The organism is Martelella lutilitoris (assembly GCF_005924265.1).
Lineage (GTDB): Bacteria > Pseudomonadota > Alphaproteobacteria > Rhizobiales > Rhizobiaceae > Martelella > Martelella lutilitoris.
Window position 1 is genome coordinate 170,551 of the sequence record NZ_VCLB01000009.1, and the last position, 26,900, is coordinate 197,450.

General features: G+C 62.2%; 21 protein-coding genes, 1 tRNA gene and 1 pseudogene. 12 read left to right on the plus strand and 11 right to left on the minus strand.

What is annotated here, in order from left to right:
• Window positions 1–121 precede the first annotated feature (121 nt).
• From FF124_RS17015 to FF124_RS17030, 4 genes are all read left to right on the plus strand, one after another.
• The gene (locus FF124_RS17015) at window positions 122–1,975 is read left to right on the plus strand and encodes a mechanosensitive ion channel family protein (RefSeq protein WP_246072516.1); all 1,854 of its coding nucleotides are present in this window, start codon (window positions 122–124) and stop codon (window positions 1,973–1,975) included.
• 46 nt (window positions 1,976–2,021) lie between these two features.
• Complete coding sequence (locus FF124_RS17020; RefSeq protein WP_138749677.1) at window positions 2,022–2,693, plus strand: hypothetical protein; 672 nt, start codon at window positions 2,022–2,024, stop codon at window positions 2,691–2,693.
• A gap of 184 nt (window positions 2,694–2,877) precedes the next feature.
• Window positions 2,878–2,952 (plus strand) — tRNA-Asn (locus FF124_RS17025).
• 112 nt (window positions 2,953–3,064) lie between these two features.
• The gene (locus FF124_RS17030; RefSeq protein ID WP_138749678.1) at window positions 3,065–3,490 is read left to right on the plus strand and encodes a GNAT family N-acetyltransferase; all 426 of its coding nucleotides are present in this window, start codon (window positions 3,065–3,067) and stop codon (window positions 3,488–3,490) included.
• A 182-nt stretch (window positions 3,491–3,672) separates the two neighbouring features.
• Here the strand turns inward: FF124_RS17030 and FF124_RS17035 are convergent, their stop codons facing one another.
• The 8 genes from FF124_RS17035 to murQ form a co-directional block, all read right to left on the minus strand.
• Window positions 3,673–3,855: a hypothetical protein gene (locus tag FF124_RS17035; protein ID WP_138749679.1), complete on the minus strand. Its 183-nt coding sequence runs from the start codon at window positions 3,853–3,855 to the stop codon at window positions 3,673–3,675.
• A gap of 313 nt (window positions 3,856–4,168) precedes the next feature.
• Window positions 4,169–5,296, minus strand: coding sequence for an anhydro-N-acetylmuramic acid kinase (locus FF124_RS17040; protein WP_138749680.1), 1,128 nt, complete (start codon window positions 5,294–5,296; stop codon window positions 4,169–4,171).
• Window positions 5,296–6,309, minus strand: coding sequence for a serine hydrolase domain-containing protein (locus FF124_RS17045; protein WP_138749681.1), 1,014 nt, complete (start codon window positions 6,307–6,309; stop codon window positions 5,296–5,298). The genes FF124_RS17040 and FF124_RS17045 overlap by 1 nt, the downstream gene beginning before the upstream one ends.
• Window positions 6,309–8,057: an ABC transporter ATP-binding protein gene (locus FF124_RS17050; protein ID WP_138749682.1), complete on the minus strand. Its 1,749-nt coding sequence runs from the start codon at window positions 8,055–8,057 to the stop codon at window positions 6,309–6,311. The genes FF124_RS17045 and FF124_RS17050 overlap by 1 nt, the downstream gene beginning before the upstream one ends.
• A complete protein-coding gene (locus tag FF124_RS17055) occupies window positions 8,054–8,893 on the minus strand; it encodes an ABC transporter permease (protein ID WP_138749683.1) in 840 nt (279 codons plus the stop codon). Before FF124_RS17055 ends, FF124_RS17050 begins: the two co-directional genes overlap by 4 nt.
• A complete protein-coding gene (locus FF124_RS17060; RefSeq protein WP_138749684.1) occupies window positions 8,893–9,852 on the minus strand; it encodes an ABC transporter permease in 960 nt (319 codons plus the stop codon). The genes FF124_RS17055 and FF124_RS17060 overlap by 1 nt, the downstream gene beginning before the upstream one ends.
• Before the next feature lie 33 nt (window positions 9,853–9,885).
• Entirely contained in the window at window positions 9,886–11,409 is a 1,524-nt protein-coding gene (locus FF124_RS17065) for an ABC transporter substrate-binding protein (protein WP_138749685.1), read from the minus strand.
• Window positions 11,410–11,472: 63 nt separating this feature from the next.
• Entirely contained in the window at window positions 11,473–12,405 is a 933-nt protein-coding gene (gene murQ / locus FF124_RS17070) for an N-acetylmuramic acid 6-phosphate etherase (RefSeq protein ID WP_138749686.1), read from the minus strand.
• Window positions 12,406–12,647: 242 nt separating this feature from the next.
• On the opposite strand from murQ, the gene FF124_RS17075 reads away from it, so the two are divergent.
• The gene (locus tag FF124_RS17075; protein ID WP_138749687.1) at window positions 12,648–13,505 is read left to right on the plus strand and encodes a MurR/RpiR family transcriptional regulator; all 858 of its coding nucleotides are present in this window, start codon (window positions 12,648–12,650) and stop codon (window positions 13,503–13,505) included.
• A 9-nt stretch (window positions 13,506–13,514) separates the two neighbouring features.
• Here FF124_RS17075 and FF124_RS17080 read toward each other — a convergent pair whose 3' ends face one another.
• Window positions 13,515–14,369 (minus strand): AraC family transcriptional regulator, encoded by an 855-nt coding sequence (locus FF124_RS17080; RefSeq protein ID WP_138749688.1) that lies wholly within the window; start codon window positions 14,367–14,369, stop codon window positions 13,515–13,517.
• A 166-nt stretch (window positions 14,370–14,535) separates the two neighbouring features.
• Here FF124_RS17080 and FF124_RS17085 point away from each other — a divergent pair, with 166 nt between their 5' ends.
• The 3 genes from FF124_RS17085 to alaS all read left to right on the plus strand — a co-directional run bounded on the left by FF124_RS17085 (window position 14,536) and on the right by alaS (window position 20,250).
• Window positions 14,536–16,191 (plus strand): SulP family inorganic anion transporter, encoded by a 1,656-nt coding sequence (locus tag FF124_RS17085; RefSeq protein WP_138749689.1) that lies wholly within the window; start codon window positions 14,536–14,538, stop codon window positions 16,189–16,191.
• Window positions 16,192–16,349: 158 nt separating this feature from the next.
• Window positions 16,350–17,432: a recombinase RecA gene (recA, locus tag FF124_RS17090; RefSeq protein WP_138749690.1), complete on the plus strand. Its 1,083-nt coding sequence runs from the start codon at window positions 16,350–16,352 to the stop codon at window positions 17,430–17,432.
• A gap of 163 nt (window positions 17,433–17,595) precedes the next feature.
• A complete protein-coding gene (alaS, locus tag FF124_RS17095) occupies window positions 17,596–20,250 on the plus strand; it encodes an alanine--tRNA ligase (protein ID WP_138749691.1) in 2,655 nt (884 codons plus the stop codon).
• A 31-nt stretch (window positions 20,251–20,281) separates the two neighbouring features.
• Here alaS and dusA read toward each other — a convergent pair whose 3' ends face one another.
• A complete protein-coding gene (gene dusA, locus FF124_RS17100; RefSeq protein ID WP_138749692.1) occupies window positions 20,282–21,301 on the minus strand; it encodes a tRNA dihydrouridine(20/20a) synthase DusA in 1,020 nt (339 codons plus the stop codon).
• Window positions 21,302–21,349: 48 nt separating this feature from the next.
• On the opposite strand from dusA, the pseudogene FF124_RS17105 reads away from it, so the two are divergent.
• The 4 genes and pseudogenes from FF124_RS17105 (at window position 21,350) to FF124_RS17120 (ending at window position 25,672) form a co-directional block, all read left to right on the plus strand.
• A pseudogene (locus tag FF124_RS17105) lies at window positions 21,350–22,547 on the plus strand (tyrosine-type recombinase/integrase).
• A 448-nt stretch (window positions 22,548–22,995) separates the two neighbouring features.
• Window positions 22,996–24,039 carry a methionine ABC transporter ATP-binding protein gene (locus FF124_RS17110; RefSeq protein WP_138749769.1) on the plus strand — a complete coding sequence of 348 codons (1,044 nt, stop codon included), beginning with the start codon at window positions 22,996–22,998 and terminating at the stop codon, window positions 24,037–24,039.
• Window positions 24,029–24,697 carry a methionine ABC transporter permease gene (locus tag FF124_RS17115; protein ID WP_138749693.1) on the plus strand — a complete coding sequence of 223 codons (669 nt, stop codon included), beginning with the start codon at window positions 24,029–24,031 and terminating at the stop codon, window positions 24,695–24,697. Before FF124_RS17110 ends, FF124_RS17115 begins: the two co-directional genes overlap by 11 nt.
• A 186-nt stretch (window positions 24,698–24,883) precedes the next feature.
• The gene (locus FF124_RS17120) at window positions 24,884–25,672 is read left to right on the plus strand and encodes a MetQ/NlpA family ABC transporter substrate-binding protein (protein WP_138749694.1); all 789 of its coding nucleotides are present in this window, start codon (window positions 24,884–24,886) and stop codon (window positions 25,670–25,672) included.
• Window positions 25,673–25,928: 256 nt separating this feature from the next.
• Here the strand turns inward: FF124_RS17120 and FF124_RS17125 are convergent, their stop codons facing one another.
• Window positions 25,929–26,762, minus strand: a complete 834-nt coding sequence (locus tag FF124_RS17125; RefSeq protein ID WP_246072518.1) for a DNA adenine methylase — start codon at window positions 26,760–26,762, stop codon at window positions 25,929–25,931.
• Window positions 26,763–26,900 lie beyond the last annotated feature (138 nt).

Here is a 26,900-nt window from a genome sequence, read left to right on the forward strand (position 1 = left end):
ATGGAGCAACGGCTCCAAAACACCGTTCAGTCGATGCGCTATGCTCGCTCTCGCGCTGCTTTTTGCCTCTCTTTCCGCCTTGCAGCCCGGTAGTTTAACGCCGGCCCATGCGCAAGAGACATTGACGCAGACCAACGAAGAGGAGGAAGCCACCGCCGCGGAGCTGGTTCAGGAAATCATCAGCGACGCCGGAGACAATGAAGGCCTGAAGTCGCGCTACCAACGCCTGGTGACCAACCCGATCTCGCCGCCCGACACGCGCAGCCCGCGCGCGACGCTCGAGAGCTTTCTGGTGATCATGCAGGCGGCCAACAAGCTTTGGCTCGGCGTGCGCGACGAATTTTTCGCCAATGACGATTTCTTCATGACGGAAGAGCAGAAGGACCAGCTGGTTCTCGTCCAGTCGCTGCTCGGCAAGGCGGCACGGACCTTCGACCTTTCGGGCATTCCCGCCGCCTCGCGCGAGCGGTTCAGCATCGAAACGGTGCTCCAGCTTCAGGAGATCTTCGATCGCATTTATCTGCCGCCGCTCGATGATATCCCGGGCCTTCCGGCCGGCTCGAATGCCGGGCTGGATGAAAGCGGCAGCGCTCTACCTGACCGGTGGATCATTCCCGGCACGAGCCTGACCATCGAGCGCATGCAGGACGGTCCCTATTCCGGCCAGTATCTGTTTACCGCGGCGACCGTGGACGAAATCCCCGATGACTACGAGGCGTTGCAGTCCCTGCCGATCATCGCCGACCGGGGTGAGGACCTCTACCAGTATTACATCTATACGCCCGGAAACCTCGTCGCGCCGCAATGGTACGAGTTCATTCTGAAGGGCCCCGGCTGGCTTCAGAACACGTTTGGCGGCCAGGCTTACTGGCAGTGGATCGCGCTTGCGCTCACCGTGATCGTCATGATGCTGGCGCTCGCCGCCTACAGCCGGTGGAACAACCGCCGCTCGGTTCCCCTCGACCCCGCCGCCCGCCAGTCGCGCCGGCTGATGCCGCCGATACTGATCATCCTCGCCGCCAACCTGTTTCACTATCTGTGCGAGGAACAGATCAACATCACCGGCGACCTGCTCCAGATCCTGACAACGGTTGTGAGCGCCATCATCTGGACGACATCGGCCTGGCTCACCTACCAGGTGCTGCAGACGCTTTATCTCTGGACGATCCGCAACCCGGCGGTCAACAGTGCGAGCCTTGACGCAAGCCTGGTGCGCACCGGCTTCAGGGTCGCCTCCTTCATGGTGGCGATCGTCGTGCTCGGCTATGGCGCCACGCGGATCGGCATCCCGATCTACGGCGTCGTCGCCGGTCTCGGCGTCGGTGGTCTGGCCATCGCCCTTGCCGCCCAGCCGACTCTCGAAAACTTCATCAGCGGCCTCATTCTCTATGCCGACAGGATCGTGCGCGTCGGCGATTTCTTCCAGTTCTCCGACACCGCCGGAACCGTGGAGGAGATCGGCATCCGCTCGACCCGCATCCGCGCGCTCGACCGCACGCTGATCATCGTCGCCAATGCCGAACTGGTGAAGCACAAGATCACCAATTACAGCCAGCGCGACGTCTTCCTGTTCCGCCACAAGGTGGGTGTCAGATACGAGACGGACAGCGAAGCCCTGCACAAGGTGCGCGACAGCATCCACGCGGCCCTGGAAGCGCATGAGAGCGTTCTGGAAAGCCCGCTGCGCGTGCGCCTGGTGGAATATGGCGACTTCGCCATTCTCTTCGACATCTACGCCAATATCGCGGCGACCGACATGAACGCCTTCCTCGAGGTTCAGGAACAGCTCCTGATCGCGATCCGCGAGGCCGTCGAGGACAACGGCGCGAGCTTTGCCTTCCCCTCCTCCACTGTCTATCTGTCCCGCGATCAATTGCCGGAACAGAAGACCGTCGACATCGTTGAGGACAAAAGGGACGAGGAGCGGCCGAACGGCGCCCCCGAGGAAAAGGCCTATCCCGTCGATGAAACCTAAGCATTGACCTGCCGCAGGGGGCCGGCGGGTCCTTTTCGGAGAGGTCATGGTCTGGGGTTGGATCAATGCGAATTCGGGTGCGCTAAGCGCGATTGCCAGCATCTGCACGATCGTCATCTGGGCGATCTATCTGCAGCTGATTTTCAGCGGTTTTCGCGAAGGCCGGCGCGCGAAAATTCTCATCAATCGCGGCGCGGGGCCGACCCTCGACGGTCACTGCCTCGTCGCCAATATGAGCGCGAAGCCAATCTATGTCGACGCGGTGCTGCTGGATTTCTCGCTGAAGGACGACGAAGGAAACAGGGATTTCCGCTATTCGCTCTCCAACCTCAACTTCGATGAGAACGATAGCCGCGACCAGCGCGAACGCTGGTTTCAGGGCCCGCTCGATTCCGGCGAGCACATCGATCTCGGCTCGTTCAAGACGCTGATCGGCAAGATGTCGCCGAAAGGTTTCGATGATTTCGAGAACATCGCGGACGTCAAGCTGACCGTGGTCGCGACCTACACGTCGGAGGATCAGCCGGTCGCCGCGGAACGCAGCTTCGACATCATCCGCACCGATGGCGATCTGCTGCTGTCGCCGCGCTCCTATTCGGCCAACCAGATCCGCTCGCGCAGCGCCAGAAAGCGCATCGAGAACGAAATGCGCGACCTGCATAATTCAGAGCGCGGCGATGACCGCGAAACCGGCGACGGCGTGCAGCGGCTGGACTGAGGGCGTTCCTGCCTCGATGGGCCGGTCGGAGGACGAAGACCGCAAGCCGGCGTAAAACGGCCTTCGTTCAGGCTTGCGCGCGAAAGCGGAAGACAATGATATTTTTTTGCAAAAAGGGCTTGGCAAATCGCCCGTGCATTTGTATTAACCCGCTCACACCGCAGCGCCCGAGCGGCGCGCATATTCCCTGGTAGCTCAGCGGTAGAGCACTCGACTGTTAATCGATAGGTCGTCGGTTCGAATCCGACCCGGGGAGCCACTTTCTTACTCTTCCTGAAATGTTTAAGCGGTTTGTCTTTCCGGCTGTCTATGCAGCTGAAAAATTGGCGTATTCTTCCTTTCGAAGAATATGCGAATCATGAAGGCGCGCCATGGATATCACCGTAACAGCCGACCCCGACCAGGACGACATCGCCCGGGTCGACCAGAACCTCTCGGAATTCAACGATGACGATGTCGGGCCGGCGGAGCGAACGCCGCTTTCCGTCTTCGTGCGGGACGCGGACGGTCTTGTGATTGCGGGCATCAACGCGCTTACCGCCTGGGGCTGGCTCTATGTACAGCGGCTCTGGGTGGGCGAGGATGCGCGCGGGCAAGGCGTGGCGGGCAGGATGCTTGCGGCGGCAGAGGAAGAGGCTCTGGCGCGTGGCTGCCACAGCGCCTTTATCGACACGTTCAACCCGGTGGCGCTGAAGGCCTATCAGCGCGCCGGTTATGTCGAATTCGGCAGGATGCAGAACTTCGTTGCCGGTCGTGACCGCATATTTCTGCAGAAGAAGCTCCAAGGACCGGAATGAGCCACTTTGCCCGGCGATGGCACTGGCCGCGCTGATGATGGTGGGGGCAGCGTTTGCGGCGCGCTTTTGAAAGCGCCGTTGCAAATGCGGCGACGTCCCCTGAACCGCGTGCCGGAAAGAGCTTCTTGCCCGTTGCGTTCCCGGGCGAGACGGTTGGATCGCAGGCGCCTGCCGACGTCTTCTCAACCAGACTTCGAAGCGTCAGCGGCGTGTTGGCTGTGTGCCAACTGTGCATTGGCCTCGCGCTCTTGTTGTTGCATCTTCTCGCCATCGCGGTGCGACTTGATAGCAAAGAACATGGCCGTGCCGAGAACGCCGATCTTGAACGCGCCGAGAACAACAGGAACCCAAATCATCGTCTTCACTTTTCTCTTGCTGCTTTTTTTCGATTTCGCGCCCGCAGCGCACTACCTTACGCGCGACGGTGAACGATTGCCATTGGTCGCGTGAAATCGCATTCGCGGCTATCGATTATGCTTTCAGCGCGGTTCAATCAAGCCAACGCGCCGCTTCAAGTTGACGCATGTCAAGATGCGACGGCGGGTGACAGCATGCTATTGCGCAGGCCGACGGAGCCTCTTAGCCAAGGTCATCGGCACAGATAAGGCTTTTGCCGTTCATCCGGAAGAACCAAAGAAGGCTCTCCATCGGAACCGCTTATGGCGCCTGCAAACCGTTTCAACCAATGATTCTTCCGCCGGTCATCGGCTCCGGAACGCCGGTCGTGGTCGGATAGCTGAAGGGAAGGCCGCGCAGGGCCCTCACCGCTAGAAAGGCGAAGCATTCGGCTTCGATCGCGTCACCGCGCCAGCCGACGGCTTCTGCCGGCACCGCCTCGACGCCGGCGCGGGTCTCGAGCATTGCCATGATCGCCGGGTTGCGCCGGCCGCCGCCGCAGACGACGAGACGGCTCGGGCGGACGGGCAGACGGTCCAGCGCCTTGCCGACGGCAGCGGCGGTAAAGGCCGTCAGCGTCGCGGCGCCCGTTGCAGGATCCAGCCCTTCGGCCATGGCAGATGAGAAGTCGAAACGGTCGAGCGATTTCGGATAGGGCGCGGCGAGATAGGGATGTTCGAGCAGCTTTGAAAGCCGCGCCTCGTCCGCCGTGCCGGAAAGCGCCAGCGCCCCGTCGCGATCCATCTCGCCAAGGCCGTTTTCCTTCATGAAGTCGTTGAGCGGCGCATTTGCCGGGCCGGTATCGAAGGCGATCAATCGCTCGGCCCCATCCCACCAGGTGACATTGGCAACGCCGCCGAGATTGAGCACCGCCGTTTTGCCGGAGGTATCGAGGCTTTTCAGCAAGGCCTCATGATAGCCGGCCGAAAGCGGCGCCCCCTGACCGCCGGCCCGCACATCCGCCGTGCGGAAATCATAGGCCACCTTGCAATCGAGGATCCGGCTCATCAGCGCGCCGTCACCCAGTTGGCGGGTATCGCCGAAGCGGGTCTTGGTGGGCGCGCGGTGCAGCACGGACTGGCCGTGGAAGCCGACAATGCCGATATCGGCCATGCTCATGCCCTCGGCTTCGACCAGCGATCGCACGGCTTCCGACTGGGCCTCCGTCAGCACCTTTTCGGCCTCGGCGAAGATTTTCGGTTCCGGTCCCTCGAAATTCCATTTGCGGGCGGCGGCAAGCGTTTCTTCCAGAAGGTCGCGCGTTGGCCGCGGATAGGGCGCCAGCGTATAGGCGCCGAAGGCATCGACGGTCTCGCCATCGGTCTTCAAGAGCGCAACGTCGATATTGCCGTCAAGCACGGTTCCGGTCATCAGGCCGACGGCCCAGACGGGTTTGAAATCCTGCACCATCATTCCGCTCCGTTGATGAGATCGCTGACCCGACGCCTGAGCGCCATGATGCCGCTTTCGGTGTGGCGGCTCGGATGCACGCGGTTGGTCAGCAGCGTCCAGGCATGGCCGCGCTCGAAATCGACGCAGAGCGACGTGCCGGCAAAGCCTGTATGGCCGATTGTGCCGTCCGAACAAAGCGCACCGCCATGCCAGTTCTCGTAAGGGCGCTCCCAGCCATGGGTCCGTTTTTTGGACAGCGGCTCGCGCATCAGTTTCACCGCTGGATCACCGGCGGCATCGCGCTGCAGGAGGCCGGCTGCGTGATCAAGCACGGCATCCACCGTGCCGAACAGGCCGGCATGGCCGGAGCCTTCAAGCGCATAGCAATTCTCGTCGTGCACTTCACCGCAGATCACCCGTCCCCGCCAGTTGCAGCGCTCGGTGGCGGCTGTCTTCTCCGGATCGGCGGAAAAGGCAAAGCCTGGCCCCGGATCGAGATCGCGGATCGTCTTGCCCGAAATGCGCTCGAGCGCGATGCCGAGGAGAATGAAATTGATGTCGGAATAGACCGGGGTCTCGAGCCGCTTCCATTCGCGCTGCAGCACGAAGGCGCGCAGCCGGTCGGGATCGCCGCCATAGGTATAGATCGGCTCGACCGCCGGAAAGGGCGTCTGGTGGCCGAGGCACTGGCGGAAAGTGACCTGCCGCTCCCAGCAATCGGGAGCATATTGCCGGAAGTCGGGGATGCACGCGGTCAGCGGATCATCGAGGTCGATTGCCCCCTCCCCGGCCAGCGCCAGAATGCGCTCCGTGGTAAAGATCACCTTGGTCAGCGAGGCCAGATCGAACCATGTTTCGGTCGTCATCGGCCGTTTTTCCGGCTCCAGCGCCGCCGCGCCGCAGGCCTGCGTCAGTCGCCTGCCCTCACCGTCCACACATCCGAGAACGCCGCCGGGAATGCGGCCTTCGTCGACCGACGCCTTCAGCGCGGAAAAGGCCCTGTCGAAGCGCTCTGAAAAATCCGTCGCCATCACGCCTCTTCCCTCCGCGCCATGTGGTCGGCGCCAAAACGCTGCCACTCGGCCTTCGGCGGCTCAAAGCCTGCCGGGCGCACCAGCGAGGGCACTTCGGTGGTATCGAGCCGATACTCCTGCCGCCGCCGGTCGATGCTGGGCACGGCGGCAATCAGCCGCTTGGTATAGGCATGTTTCGGCGCGGAGAGCACAGAGGCGGCATCACCGATCTCGACGATCTGTCCGGCATAGACCACGGCGATCCGATGGGCGATGCGCTCGACCACGGCCATGTCGTGGGTGACGAACAGATAGGAAAGGTTCATCTCCCGCTGCAGCGCGGTCAGAAGGTCCAGCACCATGGCCTGGACCGAGACATCGAGCGCGGAGACCGCCTCGTCCAGCACCACGACGGAGGGCTTCAGCATCAGCGCGCGGGCAATGCAGAGGCGTTGGCGCTGGCCGCCGGAGAACTCGTGCGGATAGCGGGTGAGCGCGTTTTCGGGCAGGCCGACGCGGTCCAGGAGTTCGGCCATGCGGGCCCGCGTTTCGGCGTTCAAACGCCCGCCGGTGGCAATCACAGGTTCGGCGAGGATGCTGTCGACACGCAGGCGCGGATTGAGCGAGGCATAGGGGTTCTGGAACACCATCTGGATCGGATCGCCATGGGCGGCAACGCCAGCCCCCTCGCCCAGATGAAACGCGCCGCGCGTCGGCTGCGTCAGCCCCATGATGGCGCGCGCCGTGGTCGACTTGCCCGAACCGCTCTCGCCGACGATGCCGAGCGTTTCGCCGGGCATCAGATCAAAGTCGATGCCGTCAACCGCATGCACGGCACCGCTCCGGCGACGGAGGAAGCCGGAGGTGACGGGGAAGCGCACTGTCAGGTCTTCAACGGTGAGCGCCGGCCTGGCGGTTTCCACTTTTGTCCGCGAAAAATCGGTGCGCACCGCGCGGCCGTCATCGAAATGGGGAACGGCCTTCAGCAGATGCTGCGTATAGGGATGCTGCGGATTGTCGAGCACGTCATCGGTCGGCCCCTGCTCCACCGCCTCTCCCTGCTGCATCACCATCACCTTGTCGGCGATGCCGGCAACGAGGCCGATATCATGGGTGATGAAGATCAGCCCCATCTCGCTTTCGCGCTTCAGTTCGGAAAGCAGCGCCAGGATCTGCGCCTGCACGGTCACATCAAGCGCGGTCGTCGGCTCGTCGGCGATCAACAGGCGCGGATTGCAGGAAAGCGCGGTGGCGATCATCACCCGTTGCAGCATGCCGCCGGAAAGCTGGTGCGGATGGTATTTGAGCCGCCGTTCCGCGTCGGGAATGCGCACGCGTTTCAGGGCGTCGACAGCCGCATTCATCGCCTGCTTGCCGGTCAGGCCGTGATGCAGACGGAAGCTTTCGGCAATCTGCTCGCCGATGGTGTGCACCGGATTGAGCGAGGTCATCGGCTCCTGGAAGATCATGCCGATCTCTTTGCCCCGGATTTTCGCGAGTTCCTTTTCGGGTGAGGCGGCAAGATTGGTCACATTACCGGACCCGAGGGTGAAATCGATCCGGCCGCCGGTGATCTTTCCGCCGCCGAAATCGACGAGCCGGTTGAGGCAAAGCGCGGTGACGGACTTGCCCGAGCCGCTCTCGCCGACGATGGCCAGCGTTTCGCCGGCATCCAGCGTGAAATCGATGCCGTGGACGACCTCGTTTTTCACCGGATCCTTGCCAAAACCCACATGCAGATCGGTGACGGAAAGAAGACGGTTCATGCCTCGGCCCTCCTTGAACGCGGGTCAAGAATATCGCGCAGCGCATCGCCCAGAAGATTGAAGCCCAAAATGCCGATCATGATGGCAAAGGCCGGAAAAACCAGCAGCCAGGGCGCCATTTCCATCAGGTTGCGCGCCTCGCTCAGCATCAGCCCGAGTGAGGCTTTCGGCGGTTGGGTGCCGAGACCGAGGAAGGAAAGCCCGGCCTCCGTCAAAAGCGCCCAGGCGAGCGCCAGCGTCACCTGCACGGTGAGCGGCGCGACCAGATTGAGCAGCATGTGGCGCGAGAGAATATAGCGGCGCGACGAACCGAAGGTGCGCGCGGCATCGACGAATTCGCGGGTCTTCAGCGACAGCGCGGGCCCACGCACCACGCGGGTGAAGATCGGCGTATAGACGAAGGCGATCGCCATCACGCTCGTCCATGTGCCGGGGCCGACAATGGTGATGATCAGGAGCGCCAGCAGGATGGCCGGAAAGGCCAGAAGCACATCCATCATCCGCATGATCGTGCCGTCCCAATAGCTGCCGAACCAGGCAGCGGCCAGACCCAGCACGATGCCGGCGACGGTCGCCAGCGCCACGGAGGCGAAGGAGACAATGAAGGATTGGGCGATGCCGATCATCAGCCGGCTTGCGACGTCTCGACCGAGAAGATCGGTGCCCATCCAGTAGGTCGCGCTCGGCGCATGCAGCCGGTCGATGCGGAACTGCATCAGCGGATCGTGCGGCGTGAGCCCGACAAGGCCGAGCAGCGCAATGATGATGTAGACCGCAACGATGGTGCCGCCGATGCGGCCGCTCGGATGGGCGAAGATTAAGCGCAGGAGCTGCATTACTTGCCTCCCAGCCGGATACGCGGGTCGAGCGCGGCATAGGCGAGATCGACCAGCAGATTGACGATCATGAAATTGAAGGCGATGAACAGCACGCTGCCCTGCACCAGCGCGTAATCACGCTGCAGGATCGCTTCCAGCACGGTGCGCCCAAGGCCCGGCAGCGCAAACACCTGTTCGACGATGACGGCGCCGCCCAGAAGATAACCGAACTCGACGCCCGAAACGGTCACCACCGGGATCAGTGCGTTCGGCAGCGCGTGGTGCCAGATCACCGAACGGGAAGGCACGCCCTTGGCGCGGGCCGTGCGGATGTAGTCGTCGGAGAGAATATCAAGCATCGCCGAGCGGGAAATACGGGTGACGGCGGCGGCAAAGGCAAAGCCGAGCGTGAGCGCCGGCAGGATCATCTGCGCGAGGTTTTTCAGCGGGTCTTCCCACAGCGGCGTGAACGTGCCCATGGCGGGCAGAACGCCGAACCAGACGGAAAGCGCATAGATCGCCAGCAGCGCGACAACGAAACTCGGGGTCGACTGGCCGACCATGGCGACGATACGGACGATCAGATCGGACGGGCGCTCGGCATGGGTGGCGGCGTAAATGCCGGCGGGAAGGCCGACGGCGAGCGCGACGACCATGGAGAGAAGCGCCAATTCCAGCGTCAGCGGAAAGACGCGCAGGATGACCTCCATCACCGGACGGCCATAGGTAACCGAAATGCCGAGATCGCCATGCAGCACCCCGCCAAGCCAGTGCCAGTATTGCCCGAACCAGCTCTGGTCCATGCCGAAATAGGCTTCAAGCGCTGCACGCTGCGCCGGCGTCAAAAGGCCGGCCTCGGTTCCCAGCATCGCCGTGATGGCATCGCCGGGAACCAGCCTGATCGAGACGAAGACGAGGACGGATACCCCGAGCATGACCACAGGGAAGGTCACCAGTCGCCGGGTCAGATAGTTCATGGGGTATGCGCCTCTTGCTTCTTTTCTGCCCGGTTATTCGCTGACAGTGACGGCGGAAAGACCGAAGAGCGAGCCGGTCGGATTGGCCTCAAAGCCGCTAACCTTGTCGTTTGCCGCCGTGTAGCTGTAACCGGTGTAAAGCCAGATCCAGGGAGAGACCTCGGTGATGTGCTTGGAGAATTCCGCAAAGATCTCCTTGCGCTTTGCCGGGTCGGTTTCGACGCGGCCCTGCTGCATCAGGCTGTCGAGCGTGTCGTCGCCGTAATGGGCGACATGAGCGAGGTTGCCGTCCTTTGTCCAGTAGCGGTTATACATGGTGTAGGGGTCGGTGCGCCCGCCGTTCAGCGCCACGGCCATGTCGAAATCGCCCTTCAGCCAGCGATCGATATAGACGTTGAGTTCCATCATCTCGATTTCGAGGTCGATGCCGATTTCGCCGAGCTGCGACTGGATCACCTGCGCTTCGGCGGCTGCCGTCGGCGGCTCGCCGGTTGCCGCCATCACCCTGGCGGAGAAGCCGTCTTCATAGCCGGCCTCGGCCATCAGCGCCTTGGCCTTTTCGAGATCGGGCGTATAGCAGAAGAGCTCGGACGGATCGGTCGCATAGGCCGGCATGGTCAGCGGCCCGGTCACCTTGCCCTCGCCGAGAAGCGCCGCGTCGAGCACGTCCTGACGGTCGATGGCGCAAGAGATTGCCTGACGCACCTTTTCTTCAGCCATTGCACCGCGATCGGCATTCAGCTGCAGCACGTGATAGTTCAGCACCGGCTCGCGGTTGAGCGTCAGGCCCGGATTGTTCGGCACCAGGGTTGCGACCAGCGGGTCGTTGATCAGCGCGAAATCGACCTGATTGGTACGCAGCGCCGCCAGGATCGCGGTTTCATCGGGAAGGACCGAAATGTTGATGCCGTCGACGCCGACAGCACCGCCGGCCCAGCTTTCATTGGCGCTCAGCACTTCGCGGGAATTGGGCTCCCAGCTGTCGAGAACGAAGGGGCCGGAGCCGAGCGCTTCCGTGCCGATCGTGCCGGCCTCGATCGCGCTTGCCGGGACGATCGCGGCGTTGATCGACGACATCGCCGTCAAAAGCGGCACATCCGGCTGCGACAGGTTGAAGACGACGGTTTCATCGTCCGGCGTGTCGATGCTCTCGATGGAAAGGAAGTTCGCGCGGGCCGATGCGCCGGTTTCCTCGTTCAGGATACGCTCGAAGGATGCTTTCACATCCGCCGGCATCACCTTGTCGCCATTGGAGAATTTCGCATCCGGGTCAAGTTTGAAAGTCAACGTCTGGCCGTCTTCGGAAAACGCCCAGGACGAGGCGATGGCCGGCGCGATATTGAGCTCGGTATCGGTGCGCACCAACGGCTCGTAGACGAGTTCCAGAAGGCGCAAAGACGAAAACGCCGTCTGCTTGTGCGGGTCGAGACCGGTCGCATCCTGCGACCAGGCCATGTTCAGCGTTGCAGCGGCTGCCGAACCGGCCGCGCCTGCAGCGCCGAGCGCCGCGGCGACGGCAACAGCGGAAACCAGATTTTTGAAACGGGGTCTGCCCATGATCATTTCCCTCGAGATTATTGAGTGTTGCCGATGCGGCCTCCTGCCGACACCGGAGAGACTTCAGCTATCGCGGCTTTTCGCCGTCTTCTGATTGATCGCCTTGCGCAGGAAACCGCCCGTCTCGTCCAGGAGATCGCGGCCTTCCTGCAGTTCCATATCCGTCAGCGCCAGGAGAATGGCGAGCTTGACGTCGTTGTTCGTCTTTCCAAGCAAGTCTTCGGCGGTTTCGGCCGGAACGTCCGACGCCTCCATGACGATCCGCACGGCGCGCGCGTAAAGCTTGGCGTTGGAGACCGTCACATCGACCATCAGGTTCTGATAGACCTTGCCGATGCGGACCATGCTGGCGGTGCTCAGCATGTTGAGGACGAGCTTCTGCGCCGTGCCGGATTTCAGCCTTGTGGAGCCGGCCAGCACTTCCGGGCCGACAACGGGCGCAATCGAGATATCGGCGATTTCGGCGATGGCGGAAGACGGATTGCAGGAAAGCGCCACCGTCGTCGCACCCGTCTCCCGCGCATAGGTCAGAGCGCCGATGACATAGGGGGTACGGCCGCTGACGGCGATGCCGACGACGACATCCTTCTCCGTGAGATCGATGGCTTTCAGGTCGGCGGCGCCCAGCGCGGGATCGTCCTCCGCCCCTTCGACAGCGGTGGTCAGCGCCTTCTCGCCGCCGGCAATCAGGCCGACGACCATGCCGGGGGGAACGGAGAAGGTGGGCGGGCATTCGGATGCATCGAGCACGCCAAGCCGCCCGCTGGTGCCGGCGCCGATATAGACAAGGCGACCGCCGGCATTGAACGCCTCGACGATGCGATCAACGGCGCTCGCAATGGCATCGGCCTCGCGGCCGACCGCGATCGCGGCCTCGCCATCCTCGGCATTGATCTTTTCGATGATTTCGCGCGTCGACAGCAGGTCGAGATCGAGCGTGCGCGGATTGCGCCCCTCGGAAACCAGCTTTTCCAGCTCGCCGGCCAGCAAATTCATGAATGCATTCCCCTTGTCTGCCGCGCGATGCGTGTTTTTGTTCTCTGTCATCGCAGCGTTCGGGAAAGGCTATAATCACAAATTCCATTTGTCAAATCAGATAAAGAATATTTTATTCCATCCTGATTTCCTGCCAACTCGGCCTGCCGCAGCGTTACGCTTTCGCAATCATTCCGTTGTATTCCTATCAATCGGAATTTATTATTCCGTTCCGGATTGCCGACCCAGCGAAAGGAAAGCCCGTGTCCGTTCTCAAGGTGATCGAAGCGCAGATGGACGGCCTTTCGCCGGCGGACCGGCAGATCGGCCGGTATATTCTGGACAATCCCGACGAGGTGCTGCGCCTGTCATCGGCGCGCCTTGCCGAAGAGACTGGCCGCAGCCAGTCGAGCGTGGTGAAATTCGCCCAGAAATTCGGCTTTTCCGGCTACCAGGACATGAAATTCGCCGTCAGCAAGGCGCAGGCGCGCGAGTGGCGCGCGCCCGGCGCGCTGCACAGCACGATTGAACTCGGCGACAGTCCGGCGACGGTGGCGCAGAAAATGCTTTCGAGCAAGATGCACGCCATGCAGCAGACCATCGCCGCCAATGACGAGCGCGACATCGCCCGCGTCATGGACCTGATCGACACGGCGGGCCGCATCCACGTGGCCGGCGTCGGCGCCTCCTCGCTGGTGGCGCGCGATTTCTGTCTCAAGCTGCAGAAACTCGGCCGCTACGCGCTTCACGATGCCGACAGCCATGTGCAGATGGCCAATGTCTCCGCCTCGAAGGCGGGCGACGTGCTGTTCGCGCTTTCCCATTCCGGCACCAGCATCGAAACGGTGCGGATTGCCGAGCTTGCCGAAAAACGCGGCGCGACCGTGGTCTCGATCACCGGGCCGCAGCATAACCCCATCGCGCGCGGCGCTGGCGTCACGCTCTACACGATTGCCGACGAGGAACGGGTGCGTTCATCCGCCATCACCGCCCGCGACGCGCAGTTGATGCTGACGGATTTTCTCTTCATCCTGCTGCTGCAAAGACAAAAGGATGCCGGCGACTATATCGCCGACAGCGGCGAGGCGGTGACCGCGCTCAAGCTTGGCGCCGAAAAATGAACGGCGACCTCAGACCTTCAGCGGCACGCAGATCTCGGTGATCAGTTCGGCAGGCGGGGTATCGCGCGGGTCATTGCGATAGATTTCGCAGGGCGGCCCGTCCGCCGGCTCGTGGCCGGCCGCCGGCAGCCAGCTTCCGTAGAACCAGTTATAGGCCTTGTGCAGTTCCGCATAGGGCCCCTTGTGGGTGAGCACCGCATAGCGACCGCCCGCAAGATCCCGGCTTTCCAGGCCCTGCGGCACATCGGCGCCGTCGGCGAGCGTGAGGCCCGCGAAGGCATTGAGGTCCTTCTCCGCCGTGATGCCGGGATCGTCATAATAGACGCCGATCATTTCCGTCTGCGGCCCGAAGGCTCCGGCAGCGGCCATCATGCCCGCCGCCGGACCGAAGGCCTTGTCGATTTCCATATAGGAGCCGCGGTGCGGCAGGCCCGCAAGCCGCCGCTCGTCCATCTCGCGCACGTCAACATCATACATGTCCTGCATCCTTTCCCGAACCGGTTGATCAAACATCGTATGCCGGCCGGCCTTTCTGTAGGCAGCCGGGGTGATGCCATAGGTGGTCTTGAAAAGACGGGTGAACGCCGGCACACCGGATGATCCGGCCCGTTTCGCGATCGCCTCGACCGGCGCGTCCGAATTGACCAGTTCGCCCGCTGCCCGGTGCAGACGCAACCGCCTCACGGTCGCGGCGATCGTCTCGCCGTGGATGCCGCGATAGATGCGGTGCCAGTGCCAGGGCGACAGGCAGGCGATCTCGGCGAGCCTGGCGAAATCGAGCTCCTCGTCGAGGTGATCGTGAATATAGGCGGTGACCCGCATGAGCCTTTGCTGATAGGTTTGAAAATCCGGCGCGTTGTTCATCTCTTCTTTCCGTTTCCACTTGGCGATATGATTGAAGCACAGGCCGAGTTGACAAATCTTGCGGTATTGTCCGGCGTACCGGAAAACGTTACGCTGACCTTGTCAGCGGCAGCATTTTTGCTAAGCATGAACCGATCATCCCCTCCCCGCGCAAGGTTGCCAAGCCATGCCCACCCGCCTCGTTCCCAAAACCGTCAGCGTTCTCAAGGAAGGCTACAACCTTTCTCGACTGAGGGCCGACGCCATCGCCGGCCTCACCGTCGCCATCGTCGCCCTTCCTCTTTCCATGGCAATAGCGATCGCCTCGGGCGTTTCGCCCGACCGCGGGCTATACGCAGCCATCATCGGCGGCTTCTTCGTCTCGCTCTTCGGCGGCAGCCGGCACCAGATCGGCGGACCGGCAGGCGCCTTCATCGTGCTGGTGGCGGCCTCGGTGGAGCGCCACGGCGTCGACGGGCTGATGCTGGCGGTCATCATATCCGGCCTGATCATGATCGCAGCCGGCTATCTGAGGCTCGGCGCCTATATCCGCTTCATCCCCTACCCCGTGACCGTCGGCTTTACCGCAGGCATCGCCATCATCATCTTCGCCAGCCAGCTTTCGGCCATCCTCGGCCTCAACCTGCCGGAAAAGGAGCCGGGGCCCTTTGCCGACAAGATTGCCTATCTGGCACGGTTCGTCGGCACGACCAATTATGCGGCGCTGGCCATCGCAGTCGGCACCATCGCCCTGATCATCGCGCTCCGAAAGATCAGGCCTGGCTGGCCGGGCATGCTGATCGCCGTTGCCGTCGCGACGCTCGCGGCGACGCTTATGAACCTTCCGGTGGAGACCATCGGCAGCCAGTTCGGCGGCCTGCCGCGCGGCCTGCAAACGCCCGCTGTCCCGACGCTTTCGCTCGAAAAGATTATTTCGGTCCTGCCCGATGCCTTTGCCTTCGCGCTGCTGGGCTCGATCGAATCGCTGCTGTCCGCCGTCGTTGCCGACGGCATGACCGGGCGTCGGCATCGCTCGAACATGGAACTGATCGGCCAGGGCATTGCCAATATCGCCTCGGGGCTCTTTGGCGGCATCTGCGTCACCGGCACGATCGCCCGCACCGCCACAAACGTGCGCGCCGGCGCAACCAGTCCCTTTTCGGGCATGCTCCATGCCGTTTTCCTTCTTGTGTTCATGCTGGTCGCAGCGCCCCTCGCCCGTTTCATTCCGCTCGCCGCCCTTTCCGGCGTGCTGGCGGTGGTTGCCTGGAGCATGGTCGAAAAACCGGCGATCCGCGCGCTTTTCAGGAGTTCGCGCGGCGACGCTGTGATCCTCACCGTCACCCTGCTGCTCGTCGTCTTCCGCGACTTGACCGAGGGGATTGTCGCCGGCTTTGCGCTGGGCGCCGTGCTCTTCATCGACCGCATGGGCCGCAATGTCGCCGTCAGCCCCTATGACGACTACAACGCGAAGAGCGAGCACCCCATCGTCAACACCGATCCGGACACCATCGTCTACCGCATTTCCGGCGCTTTTTTCTTCGGCGCGGCTTCCACGGTCGGTTCGGTACTGGACCGGATTGCCGACCGCTCGAAGAACTTCGTGCTCGACCTGTCGGACGTTTCCTATATCGACTCTTCCGCCGCCAACGTGCTTGAAAGCACGGTCAGGCGGGCACGCGCGCGGCACGTCCGCGTCATCCTCACGGGTGTGGCGCCACCGGTAAAGGCGATCCTCACCGCTCACCACATCGACGAAGACCACGTCACCTACGGTCGCGATCTCGATGCCGCCGCAGCGTTGATTGCGGCAGACGCAGACAGGCCGGGCGAAAACCATTGATCCACATCTCTCTTGCGCCCGAAACATAAAAAGAACACGAAACGAAAAACCATTATATTTCAATGGTACTAGGGGGATTGAAAAAAGGGAACAAATGGAGTACGAATAGGTAAATCAGGGCCTCACCTAGGCGGCGGGCGCAACAAGGGATAAAGTCGATGGCACAGAATTCACTCAAACTCGTTGAGGAAAAATCCGTGAACAAGAGCAAAGCGCTGGAAGCAGCACTTTCCCAGATCGAACGCTCGTTCGGCAAGGGCTCGATCATGAAGCTCGGCGCCCAGGACAGCGTCGTCGAGATCGAGACCGTTTCGACCGGCTCGCTGGGCCTCGACATCGCCCTTGGCATTGGCGGCCTGCCGCGTGGCCGCATCGTCGAGATCTACGGCCCGGAAAGTTCCGGCAAGACCACGCTGGCGCTGCAGACCATTGCCGAGGCACAGAAGGGCGGCGGCACCTGCGGCTTCATCGACGCCGAGCATGCGCTCGACCCGATTTATGCCCGCAAGCTTGGCGTCGACCTGCATGACCTTTTGATCTCCCAGCCCGACACCGGCGAGCAGGCGCTTGAAATTGCCGACACGCTGGTGCGCTCCGGCGCGCTGGACGTGATCGTCGTCGATTCGGTCGCCGCACTCACCCCGCGCGCGGAAATCGAGGGCGAGATGGGCGACAGCCTGCCCGGTTCCCAGGCCCGGCTGATGAGCCAGGCGCTGCGCAAGCTGACCGCCTCGATCTCGCGTTCGAACTGCATGGTCATCTTCATCAACCAGATCCGCATGAAGATCGGCGTCATGTTCGGTTCGCCGGAAACGACGACGGGCGGCAACGCACTGAAATTCTACGCCTCCGTCCGCCTCGACATCCGCCGCATCGGCTCGGTGAAGGATCGCGACGAGGTGGTCGGCAACCAGACCCGCGTCAAGGTCGTGAAGAACAAGATGGCCCCGCCCTTCAAGCAGGTCGAATTCGACATCATGTATGGCGAAGGCGTTTCCAAGATGGGCGAGTTGATCGATCTGGGCGTGAAGGCCGGCATCGTCGAAAAATCCGGCTCGTGGTTCTCCTACAACAGCCAGCGTCTTGGCCAGGGCCGCGAGAACGCCAAGACCTTCCTCAGGGAGAATGCGGCGATCGCCGAGGAGATCGAACTGGCGTTGAGGCAGAATGCCGGGCTTCTGTCCGAGGGTCTGCTGGATACCGACGAGGAAAACCAGGCGACCGGAACGGACGACGATTGATTGGCGCTTTCCTCCGACGGGTGATCCGGACGCCTTTGATACGCATTGACAGCGGCTTTGCGGAGCCGCTGTTTTGTCTTGTCTGGACAGTGACGACGCCTGTCGCTAAAAGCCCGTGAAAGTCTCGGCAGACAACACCGACATATGAAGGGGCGTGGCATTAATGAGTGGCGTGAATGAAATCCGGTCGACATTTCTCGACTTCTTCAAGCGGAACGGTCACGAGGTCGTGGCATCCAGTCCGCTTGTGCCGCATAACGACCCGACCCTGATGTTCACCAATGCGGGCATGGTGCCGTTCAAGAACGTCTTCACCGGGCTTGAGAACCGTCCCTATTCGACCGCGACGACGGCGCAGAAATGCGTGCGCGCCGGCGGCAAGCACAACGACCTCGACAATGTCGGCTACACCGCGCGCCATCACACCTTCTTCGAGATGATGGGCAATTTCTCCTTTGGCGACTATTTCAAGGAACAGGCGATTTCGCTGGCCTGGGAGCTGATCACCAAGGAGTTCGGCCTGCCCAAGGACAAGCTGCTGGCAACCGTCTATCACGAGGATGACGAGGCGTTCGAGCTCTGGCGCAAGATTGCCGGCCTTCCCGAGGACCGGATCATCCGCATTCCGACCTCCGACAATTTCTGGTCGATGGGCGATACCGGCCCCTGCGGCCCCTGCTCCGAAATCTTCTATGACCATGGCGAGCATATCTGGGGCGGACCGCCCGGCTCGCCCGAAGAGGACGGCGACCGCTTCATCGAGATCTGGAATCTCGTCTTCATGCAGTATGAGCAGATCACGCCGGAACGTCGCGAAGACCTTCCGCGCCCCTCGATCGACACCGGCATGGGCCTTGAGCGCGTCGCCGCTGTCCTGCAGGGCAAGCACGACAATTACGATATCGACCTGTTTCAGAAGCTGATCGGCGCTTCGGTCGAACTGACCGGGGTGAAGGCCGAGGGCGAACGCCAGGCCAGCCATCGCGTGATCGCCGACCATCTGCGCGCCTCCGCCTTCCTGATCGCCGACGGCGTGCTTCCGTCGAACGAGGGCCGCGGTTATGTGCTGCGCAGGATCATGCGCCGCGCCATGCGCCATGCCGAACTGCTCGGCGCCCGCGAACCGATCATCTACCGCCTGCTGCCGACGCTTGTCAGCGAGATGGGCCGCGCCTATCCCGAACTCCAGCGCGCCGAGGCGCTGATCTCCGAGACGCTGAAGCTTGAGGAAACCCGCTTCCGCAAGACGCTGGACCGCGGCCTGACGCTTCTGGAAGAGGCGACCCGCGACCTGTCCAAGGGCGACAGCCTCGATGGCGAAACCGCCTTCAAGCTCTACGACACCTATGGCTTCCCGCTCGACCTGACCCAGGACGCGCTCCGGGCGCGCGACATTCATGTCGACCTGACCGGCTTCCAGGATGCCATGCACAGACAGCGCGCCGAGGCCCGCGCCCACTGGGCCGGCTCCGGCGATACGGCAACCGAGACCATCTGGTTCGAACTCGGCGAGAAGCACGAGGCGACCGAGTTTCTCGGCTACGAGACCGAGAAGGCCGAGGGCGTGGTGCTGGCTCTCGTCAGGGACGGCGCCGCGGTCGAGACGGCCGAGGCCGGCGATACGGTTGCCGTCGTCGTCAACCAGACGCCGTTTTACGGCGAGTCGGGCGGCCAGATGGGCGACACCGGCACGATCGTGACCGACGAGGCCAGGCTGCGGGTGACAGATACCCAGAAGAAGGGCAACGGTCTCTTCATCCACTACTGCGAGGTCGAGCAGGGCGCGGTTTCACTCGGTGAGCCGGTGAGCCTTGAGGTCGATCATGCGCGTCGCGCGCGCCTTCGCGCCAACCACTCGGCGACCCACCTGATCCATGAGGCCCTGCGCCAGAAGCTCGGATCGCACGTGGCCCAGAAGGGCTCGCTGGTCGCGCCCGAGCGGCTGCGCTTCGACATTTCCCACCCCAAGCCGATGACGACCGAGGAACTGTCGGTCGTCGAGGACATGGCCAATGAGATCGTGCTGCAGAACGCGCCGGTCTCCACCCGGCTGATGGGCGTTGACGACGCCATCGCCGAAGGCGCCATGGCGCTGTTCGGCGAGAAATACGGCGACGAGGTGCGCGTCGTGTCCATGGGCACGGCCACATCCGGCGAAAAGGCGGGCAAGACTTATTCGCTGGAGCTTTGCGGCGGCACCCATGTGCGCGCCACGGGCGAGATCGGCCTCATTCGCATTGTCGGCGAAAGCGCCGTCGGCGCCGGCGTGCGCCGCATCGAGGCGCTGACCGGGGTGGATGCGCGCCGCTACCTCACCCAGCAGGATGACAAGGTGAAGGCGCTTGCCGCCGCCCTCAAGGTTCAGCCGGACGAGGTGGCAAACCGCGTCACGGCCCTTGCCGAAGAGCGGCGCCGGCTGGAACGCGAACTGACCGAAGCGCGCAAGCAGATCGCGCTCGGCGGTTCGGGCGGTCCTGAGGACGCGGAACAGATCGGCGACATTTCGCTTGCCGCCAAGGTGCTTTCGGGCGTCGCCGCCAAGGAACTCAAGGGCCTTGCCGACAGCGCCAAGAAGGACAAGGGCCGCACCGTCGTCGTCTTCATCAGCGTGGCGGAAGACAACAAGGCCAGCGTCGTGGTTTCCGTCACCGCGGACCTCACCGACAGCGTCTCGGCAGTCGACCTCGTGCGCGTGGCCTCGGCGGCGCTCGGCGGCAAGGGCGGCGGCGGCAGGCCCGACATGGCGCAGGCCGGCGGCCCGGACGGAGACAAGGCAGACGCCGCAATTGCCGCGATCCGCGACGCCCTTAGGGGCTGACGGCGCCTCTCAAGGCTGCGATGCCGGAACGTCAGGCCGTTTCGGCATCGAGAACCACGGCCGCAAAGGCCTCCGCGATAAGCTGCGGCCCCGCGCCGGGCCTGACCGTCTCTGTGGACAGGATCTGGCGGTAGCGCCGCGCGCCCGCATGGCCGCTGAAGAGCCCGATCATGTGGCGGGTCATCTGCGACAGACGAACGCCCTTGCCCATCTGGCGCTCCGCATAATCCATCATCGCGCGGCAGAGCGCGTCCGGATCGAACGGCTTTTCAGCCTTGCCGAAGAGACGGTGGTCGACTTCCGCCAGCAGGCGCGGCGTCTGGTAGGCGGCGCGCCCCAGCATCACGCCGTCAACATGGGCGAGATGCGCCTCCGCTTGATCAAGCGTGGCGATGCCGCCATTGATGCCGATGAAGAGGTCCGGATTTTCCGCCTTCATGCGATAGACCAGCGGATAGTCGAGCGGCGGGACCGTCCGGTTCTCCTTGGGACTCAGCCCCTTCAGCCAGGCCTTGCGGGCATGGATCCAAACGGCGTCCGCCCCAGCGCCAGCCATGCGGGCCACAAAATCGGGCAACACCGTTTCCGGCGCCTGGTCGTCAACGCCGATCCGGCACTTGACCGAGACCGGCACATCGACCGCCGCTCTCATCGCCGTCACGGCCTTCTCCACAATCTTCGGCGTCTGCATCAGGCATGCGCCGAACGTGCCGGACTGAACGCGATCGGAGGGGCATCCGACATTCAGCCCGATCTCGTCATAGCCGAAATCGGCGCCGATCCTCGCCGCTTCCGCAAGCTTCTGCGGATCGGAGCCGCCAAGCTGCAGCACCACCGGATGCTCGGCGGCATCAAACCCCAGGAGCCGCTCCCGGTCGCCGCGCAGGATCGCGTCGGCAACAATCATCTCGCTGTAGACCTGCCCCTCGGCCATCAGCTGCCGATGAAAAAACCGGCAATGCCGATCGGTCCAATCGATCATAGGTGCGACGGCAAAGCGCCTTCCCGATTGATTATTGATTTCACTTGTATTTTTCAATTTTCGGCTCATTTCAGTCTAGGATTTCTATCCTATTTCCTGCCTTTTCAGACCGTTTTTTTGAATGCTAATGCGAATTTTAAGCAACACGAGAAAAGCGTTAGCAATAAGGGCACGATAACAGCACGAAAAAAGAAAAAATCCGGCCTCATCGTCTATACGGCGCAAATCCGCATAACCCGCAAAGGCAAAACAGTCCACAGCGAGAGCCAGACGTTTGACCGCAAGAAGCTCGCCGTCGCGTGGATGAACAAGCGCGAGGGCGACCTCTTCGAACCGGGCGGACTTGAGCGCGCCAAGCATGGAAACGTAACACTGGCCGACGTTATTGACCACTATATCAGGAAAACGCCGCCCCAATGGGCCGAACCAAGGCTCAGGTCCTTCGCGCGCTGAAAGGTTACGACATCGCCGACCTTCCCTGCGAGGAAATCACTAGCGCGCACATCATCGCCCTGGCGCGCGAGCTTTCGATCGGCAAGAAACCGCAAACTGTCGCAAACTACCTGTCTCATCTGTCTTTGCGGTTGCGCGCCCTGCGTGGGGCTATCCGCTTGACAGGGAGGCAATGCAGGATGGCGTGATCGTTGCCAAACGGTTGGGCATGACCTCGAAAAGTAGGCAGCGCGATCGCCGGCCGACACTTGAGGAGCTCGAGCTTCTCCTGGCATTGTTCCGACAACGCAGCATTCAGACACCGCAATCCATGCCCATGGACGAGATCGTTCTGTTCGCGCTCTTCTCCACGCGCAGACAAGACGAGATCTGCCGCATCACCTGGGCTGATCTCGACGCGCAAAACAGCCGCGTGCTCGTGCGCGACATGAAAAATCCAGGACAAAAGATAGGAAACGACAACTGGTGCGACCTGCCGGCGCCCGCCATGGCCGTCATCCGGCGGGCGCCACAGAAAGACGAACGGATTTTTCCTTACGCGCCGGAATCCATCAGCGCCAACTTCACCAGAGCCTGCCGGCTGATCGGCATCGAAGACCTGCACTTCCACGACCTCAGGCACGAGGGCATAAGCCGGCTCTTCGAGATCGGCTACAACATTCCGCATGCCGCCGCCGTCTCCGGCCACCGCTCATGGGTCTCCCTCAAACGCTATTCCCATATCCGGCAGCGGGGAGACAAATACGAGAACTGGGAATGGCTGCCAATCTCCGGTCCCGCTGCAAGCCCTCTATCAGCGCCCAATACAGAGGGCCAAGCGATAGACAGCGGAGGCAAATTCCACATCGGAACTCAATCCTGAACAGATGAACGTCGGCTTAGAACGCCACGACGAATCCCTTTGAGCACAGGAGCTCTGGGCAATCTAGCTGTAAACCACTCTTCGCAGAAACATTGGACTTTTTGTAGGTCGTGTAAACCAGATTAGCCAGAAATCCCCTACCCTTTTTCGCGCGTCCGGACAGAGGGGATTTGCCGCGAAAGCGACCTTATGCAGGCGATCCGTTTCTGCTCTGTCATGAACACGGGAACTTGAAGGATGGGAAATCGCCTCTTGCCCCCTCGCTTTGTCGGCCATTTGGAATTTTGGATTTGAAAACATCCGGTTCGGAGTGCTAACGGACTGCCAGCCTTTTCCAAGCGGTTTCCTGCAGGTTTTATCGCCGGTCTCCAGCACAGCAGAAGAGAATCCGATGGCAGAACATGTCTCCGGTCCGACCGAGCGACCGGTTGCTGAACCCGGCTCGCCGATGGTCAGCTTTGAAAATGTGACCAAGACCTTCAGCAGCCGGGAAACCGGCAAGAGCGCCTTCAAGGCGCTCGACAATGTCACCTACACCGTTCCGCGTGGCGTGATCACCGGCATAATCGGCCGCTCTGGCGCCGGCAAGTCCACGCTTGTACGCCTGGTCAACGGTCTTGAACGTCCAAGCGAAGGCCGTGTCATTGTCGATGGCACGGATGTCGCGGCGCTTGACGAGGTGGCGCTTCGCTCCGTCCGGCGCTCGATCGGCATGATTTTCCAGCACTTCAACCTGCTGTCCTCACGCACTGTCTATGACAATGTCGCCATGCCGCTCGAGATCGCGGGCATGGGAAAGCAGGATATCAAAAAGCGGATCGAACCGCTGATCGACCTCGTCGGGCTTTCGGAACGCACGCGCCATTATCCGGCCCAGCTTTCCGGCGGACAGAAGCAGCGGGTCGGCATCGCCCGCGCGCTGGCCTCCGAGCCGAAACTGCTTTTGTCGGACGAGGCAACATCGGCACTGGACCCGGAAACGACCCAGCAGATACTCGGCCTTCTGAAGACGATCAACCGCGATCTCGGCCTGACCGTGCTGCTGATCACTCATGAAATGGAAGTGGTCAAGGCCGTCACTTCGCGCGTTGCGGTGATGGACAAGGGCCAGATCGTCGAGAGCGGCCGCACATTCGATGTCTTCACCGCGCCTGAGCACGAGACCACCCGCTCTATGCTGGCGGCACTGCCGGGCGGCAGCCTGCCGGACTGGATCGGCCGCCAGGTAATTGCCGACCCCAAGCCCGGCTGTACTGCGCTTCTCCGCCTGCGCTTCTTTGGCGAGACTGCCGACCAGCCATTGGTCTCGCGCCTGATGACGGTGCTCGGAAGCCCGGTCAATATCATCGCGGGCACGGTGGACGAGATCGCCGGCGAACCCTACGGCACGCTCTATGTCGCCTATTCGGCAGATCCGGCAGTGATGCGGAAGGCGGATCAATTCTATGCCCAAACCGGTCTGAACGCGGAGGTCGTCGGCTATGTCGCCTGATATGCTTATCTCTCTTCTGACCAAAGGTACGCTGCAAACGCTGCAGATGGTCATCGTTTCCGGCCTGATCGGAACTTCGCTCGGCCTACCGATCGGCATTTTCCTGGCGACCAGCGGCAAGGGCGAACTGCTGCAAGCGCCGATCCTCAACCGCATCGTCGGCCTGATCGTCAACGCGACACGGTCCACGCCCTTCATCATCCTCGTGGTCGCGATCATTCCGTTCACACGGCTCGTCGCGGGCACGTCGATCGGTACGCAGGCGGCAATCGTGCCGTTGACGGTGGCCACCATCCCCTTCTTCGCGCGTCTGGTCGAGAGTGCGATCCGGGAAGTAGACAAGGGGTTGATCGAGGCCGCGCGCGCCATGGGCGCGACGCCGATGCAGATCGTCATCAAGGTGCTGCTGGCGGAATCGAAGCCCGCCATCACGCTCGCCTTTACGCTCACCATCGTCAGCCTGATCGGCTATTCCGCCATGGTCGGCGCCGTCGGCGGCGGTGGTCTTGGCGATCTCGGCATCCGCTATGGCTATCAGCGCTTCATGCCCGGCGTCATGCTCGCCGTCGTCGTCGTGCTGATCGTGCTGGTGCAGGCCATTCAGAGTGCCGGCGACCGTCTGGCGCGCAGCTTCGACAAGAAGAACCGGAACCAGTAGAGCCTCCGTCGGAGTGGCGCGCGATGTGAGCTCCGGGACCTATGCGTTGGCAAGAAATTGCGCCAACGGCCCAACTTTGGAAACCGGATTTCTTTAGAACCGTTCGGCTGCTCGATAGATCGATAAAATTACCAGGAAACACAGCGCACCGGAGAAACCGGCGCGCCGGCGTCAAGGACAATAGAAATGAAACTCGCAACCCCATTTGCCGTACTTGCCATTGCATCCAGCCTTGCCGCTGGGACAGCCCTTGCCAAGGACACGATCACCGTCGGCGTCACGCCCGGTGCGCATGAGGAAATTCTCGAAGAGGTTCAGAAGCTCGCCAAGGAACAGGGCCTTGATGTGGAGATCGCCACCTTCAGCGATTACGTCGTGCCCAACCAGGCGCTGAATGACGGTGACCTCGATCTCAACAGCTTCCAGCACGTGCCGTATCTCGACAACCAGGTCGCCGATCGCGGCTACGACCTGAAGGCCGTCGGCAAGACGATCATCACGCCGATGGGCATTTATTCCAACAAGGTCGAGAGTGTCGATGACATTCCGGAAAACAGCCGTGTGGCGATCCCGAACGATCCGACCAATGGCGGCCGTGCGCTGCTCCTGCTGCAGGCCAAGGGCGTCATCAAGCTTGCCGATGGCGCCGGGCTGAAGGCTACGCCGCTGGATATCGTTGAAAACCCCAAGAACATCGAGATCCTTGAGCTGGATGCGGCACAGCTGCCGCGTGTTCTCAACGATGTTTCGGTCGCCGCGATCAACACCAATTATGCGCTCGATGCCGGCTTCAACCCGATCGAGGACTCGATCGCCATCGAAAGCCCCGACAGCCCCTATGCCAATGTGATCGTCGCACGCACGGAGGATGCAGACGCCGACTGGGTCAAGAAGTTCGTAGAGATCTATCAATCCGATGAGATTCGCGGCTTCATCGAAAATACTTATGGCGGCGCGGTCGTCCCGGTCTTCTGATCAGACCGCCATGAGCGGGAAACGTCTCTGCCGTACAGCGCCCAGCTTCTCGCGGTGAAAGGCTTTCCCGCACCAACGACCGTGTCTCGCCGAGGCAGCAATCATATGCTCCCTCGGCGAAGCTTTCTGAGGTGGGGTCTTCCTTGATAAGGCCGCATTCGTTGGGGCTCCATAGACCCGCCCCAGATGGGCCGCGCGACATGCGGCCTGAGTTTTGAGCCATCGATAGACTGGCGGCCTGATCACGGGTGAGGATTTAGAACAGGGGAAGGTTTCGGTCTAGGCGAATGTCCTTGCCATCGAGTATGATCACCTCGCCCACAGCCTTCTGCCCACCACTGCCGATCGTGTAGTCGAGCTTCACATCGGCAAACTCAACGCCCGAGAAGATCTCGCGCACCTCAGGCCGGTCATTCAGCGACAGGATGAACCGGCCCTTGATGCTCGAGAGCCGTTCCGCCATTTCGGCAAAGTCGGCGCGCCTGAAGCTATCCTTGCTGTAATCCGTCTCGCAGCCGCAATAAGGCGGGCCGAGATAGAACAAGGCCCCTTCCCTGTCATAGCGGTCGATGAAGGCGCGCCAGTCGAGGTTTTCGATGACGACGCCTGTAAGACGTTCGTGCACCTCTTCAAGGATCGGACCCAGCCGCGTCAGATCGAAGCGGGCCGGGCCGTGGCGTTCGACGCCGAAACTGCGGCCCATGATCTTGCCGCCGAAGGCGAGGCGCTGGAGATAGAGAAAGCGGGCGGAACGCTCGAGGTCGGTGAGCGTTGCCGGATCCGTCGCGGCGAGCCGCTCGAACTCCCGCCTGGAGGTAAGCTGGAATTTCATCACTTCCATGAACTGCGGATAGTGCCGCTGCAGGATCCGGAACAGCGTGATCACGTCGCCGGAATAGTCGTTGATGACCTCGCAGCGCGCTGCGAGCGAACGGCGGAAGAACACGCCGCCCATACCGACAAAGGGCTCGGCATAGAGATCGTGCGGGGTCTGTTCGATGATGGAGGACACGCGCTTGGCGAGACGTTTCTTGCCGCCAAGATAGGCGGCCGGCGGCGACACGGGCCGCACGGAAATCATTCCTTGCATTGTGGGATATATCCGAATCTGCCACACACCGCGTCGCCTGCGCAGGCAACCGGGTGCGGTGAGGATTCTTAGTGCTTACCGGACGGGACCAAGTTTGGCGACTGACCCGTCGCTTGCAGCCTTGGCGGGCTGCAGACC